This is a genomic window from Bremerella sp. JC817 (assembly GCF_040718835.1).
GTDB lineage: Bacteria > Planctomycetota > Planctomycetia > Pirellulales > Pirellulaceae > Bremerella.
The window spans coordinates 1-3569 of the sequence record NZ_JBFEFG010000257.1; the positions used below are offsets into that span (position 1 = coordinate 1).

The 3569-nt window shown below is 50.7% G+C and carries 2 rRNA genes; both read left to right on the forward strand.

Going from position 1 to position 3569, the window contains the following annotated elements:
* Positions 1 to 423 precede the first annotated feature (423 nt).
* Positions 424 to 3263: ribosomal RNA gene (locus AB1L30_RS04860) — 23S ribosomal RNA — on the forward strand.
* A gap of 141 nt (positions 3264 to 3404) precedes the next feature.
* Positions 3405 to 3513: ribosomal RNA gene (rrf, locus tag AB1L30_RS04865) — 5S ribosomal RNA — on the forward strand.
* Positions 3514 to 3569 lie beyond the last annotated feature (56 nt).

Sequence of the window (3569 nt, forward strand, 5' to 3'; positions counted from 1 at the left end):
GAAAACGATCTTTGACAATTTGGTTGGTAGATGGCATTTTGCGTGACGAAGCGATGCCGGGTTTGAGGTTTTTGACCTTGAGCCAGACAAGACTTCGTTGCGGCATAAACGATGCAATTTCATAGAGTTATATGGTTATTACCAAGAAGTGTTGCTTTTGATTCAGCTTCGGCTGAAACGGAGCAGTGTCGATTGGGAGTTAACCGTTCTCAATAGAGAATCTGGATGTCTATCGGTTGTAGTTCTGGTTGCTACCTGAGAGGGTAGTGCGAAGACTGCTTCACGAAGCATTTAGAATCGTTACAAGATCGGATCTCAGTGGCTGGCTCTTAGACAAGTCAGCCACACGAAAAGAAGTCCGAAATAGTTTGATTGTTCATTGATTGCAAGAGTTGCTAACTCTCGCGAGCTTTGAATATTTGTGGTCAAGCTATTAAGGGCACATGGGGGATGTCTTGGCATCAGAAGATAAGGCGTGGAAGACTGCGATAAGCCTGGGGAAGTTGTCAAACGAACGTTGATCCCGGGATTCCTGTTCAACTCAGGGAACTGAAACATCTAAGTACCTGAAGGAAAAGAAAGAAAAATCGATTCCGTCAGTAGCGGCGAGCGAACGCGGAATAGCCCAAACCTTGAGGATTTTCCTCAGGGGGTTGTAGGGCCTCTCATATGGAAGTTACAAAGCCACCGATTAGCCGATATGACATGGAAAGGTCAACCATAGAGGGTGACAGTCCCGTAGGCGAAAATCGAGTGGCCTTCCGAGAGGTACCTGAGTAGGTCCAGTCACGTGAAACCTGGACTGAATCCACGGAGACCATTCCGTAAGGCTAAATACTCTCTGATGACCGATAGTGAACTCAGTAGCGCGAGTGAAAGATGAGAAGAACCCCGACAAGGGGAGGTATGTGAACCTGAAACCATGTGCCTACAAGCGGTCGGAGCCCGATTTATGGGTGACGGCGTGCCTTTTGCATAATGATCCGGCGAGTTACCGTCTGCGGCAGGTTAAGGCCTTACGGGCTGTAGCCAGAGGGAAACCGAGTCTTAATAGGGCGTTAGTCGTAGGTGGTAGACGCGAAACCACGTGATCTACCCATGAGCAGGTTGAAGCGCGGGTTATACCGCGTGGAGGACCGAACCCACTTGGGTTGAAAACCGAGGGGATGACTTGTGGGGAGGAGTGAAAGTCTAATCAAACGTGGAGATATCTCGTTCTCTCCGAAATAGCTTTTGGGCTAGCCTTGAGCCACTACACATTGGGGGTAGAGAGACTGAATCGGTTTGGGGCCCTTCCCAGGGTACCCTGCTGGACCAAACTCCGAATACCAATGTGACTATCTCAGGAGTCAGTCCGCGAGGGATAAGCTTCGCGGTCGAGAGGGAAACAACCCAGACCGTCTGCTAAGGTCCCGAAGAGATGCTCAGTCACTAAGGAAGTTGAATTGCCGAGACAACCAGGATGTTGGCTTAGAAGCAGCCACCATTTAAAAAGTGCGTAACAGCTTACTGGTCGAGCAATTCTGCGCCGATAATGAACGGGAGTAAGCATCTCACCGAAGCAGCGGATTCGAAAGAATGGTAGGAGAGCGCCGATCGTCAGATACGAGCCGTACCGTAAGGAGCGGTGTTGGGGCGATCGGGTGATTATGCCGGAATGAGTAACGATAAAACAGGTGAGAATCCTGTTCGCCGAAAGCCTAAGGTTTCCTGGGGAAGGCAATTCCGCCCAGGGTTAGCCGGTCCCTTAGTCGAGGCTGAAAAGCGTAGACGATGGACAACGGGTCAATATTCCCGTGCTACGGTTGTGGACTGATGGAGGGACGGCGTTTCAAAGGTGATCGGACTGGTGGAACAGTCCGTGGGCTCTAGCAAGGTGAGGAATAGGCAAATCCGTCCTCGTAATCCAAGTTAGAGTGCTGACTCTTCGGAGGTAATCATCAGCGGGACGTCCAAGAAAAGCTTCTAAAGGTTGAAGCAACTGTAACCGTACTAAAACTGACACAGGTAGGCGAGTCGAGTAGACTAAGGCGCTCGGGAGAACGGTGGTTAAGGAACTCTGCAAAATGACCCCGTAAGTTCGCGATAAGGGGTGCCCCTGATGGTTCACGCTGTTGGGGGCCACAGAAAATCGGCTCTGGCAACTGTTTATCAAAAACACAGGACCCTGCCAACTCGCAAGAGGATGTATAGGGTCTGACGCCTGCCCGGTGCCGGTAGGTTAAGGAAGCGGGTGCAAGCTCTCGACCGAAGCCCCGGTAAACGGCGGCCGTAACTATGACGGTCCTAAGGTAGCGAAGTTCCTTGTCGGGTAAGTTCCGACCTGCATGAAAGGCGTAATGACTGGAGCACTGTCTCAACCACCGACCCGGTGAAATTGTAGTCGTGGTGAAGATGCCACGTTCCCGCAGTTAGACGGAAAGACCCCGTGAACCTTTACTGTAGGCTGATATTGGTCTGAGATATGTTTTGTGTAGGATAGGTGGGAGGCTTTGAAGTCGGCACGCCAGTGTCGATGGAGCCATCCTTGAAATACCACCCTGAATATGTTTTAGCTCTAACCTAGAATTTCTGTGAATCCAGACTAGGAACAGTGTCAGTTGGGCAGTTTGACTGGGGCGGTCTCCTCCCAAAGAGTAACGGAGGAGTGCAAAGGTACCCTCAGCCTGGTTGGTCATCAGGCATAGAGCGCAATGGTAGAAGGGTGCTTAACTGTGAGACCCATAGGTCGAACAGATACGAAAGTAGGTCATAGTGATCCGGTAGTCCCGAATGGAAGGGCTATCGCTCATCAGATAAAAGGTACTCCGGGGATAACAGGCTTATCGCATCCGAGCGTCCATAGCGGCGATGCGGTTTGGCACCTCGATGTCGGCTCATCACATCCTGGGGGTGAAGAAGCTCCCAAGGGTTCGGCTGTTCGCCGATTAAAGTGGTACGTGAGCTGGGTTCAGACCGTCGTGAGACAGGTCGGTCCCTATCTGCTGTGGGCGTACGAAACTTGAGGAGATTCTTCTTTAGTACGAGAGGATTTGGAAGGACGTTCCTCTGGTGTCCCAGTTGTCATGCCCGTGGCACGGCTGGATAGCTATGAACGGAAAGGATAAACGCTGAAAGCATCTAAGCGTGAAGCCCGCTCCAAGATTAGGTTTCGTAAGTATTTATACGAGAGTCCCCTGGAAGACGACCAGGTTGATAGGCCAGATGTGTAAGCTCAGCAATGAGTTCAGCTAACTGGTACTAACGGACGAATGCTTGACCACTTATATTCAACGCTCTCAAGAGCATGAATAATCAAGTGACGATTCACAGATTCTCGATTGATCGAACGTTCGCAACACACGCGAATACATCTACCAAGCCAAATTGAGCTTCGTGAGGCCCTCACGTTTCACGGAGCTCCTTCCGGTGACCATATGGTTGTGGAAACACCTGTTCCCTTTCCGAACACAGCAGTTAAGCACAACCAGCCGATGATAGTGCCCACCAGTGCGAAAGTAGGTATCGCCGGATTCATTTACACTTCAAAGCCCCGTTCATACGAACGGGGCTTTTTTGTTGCGCTGATG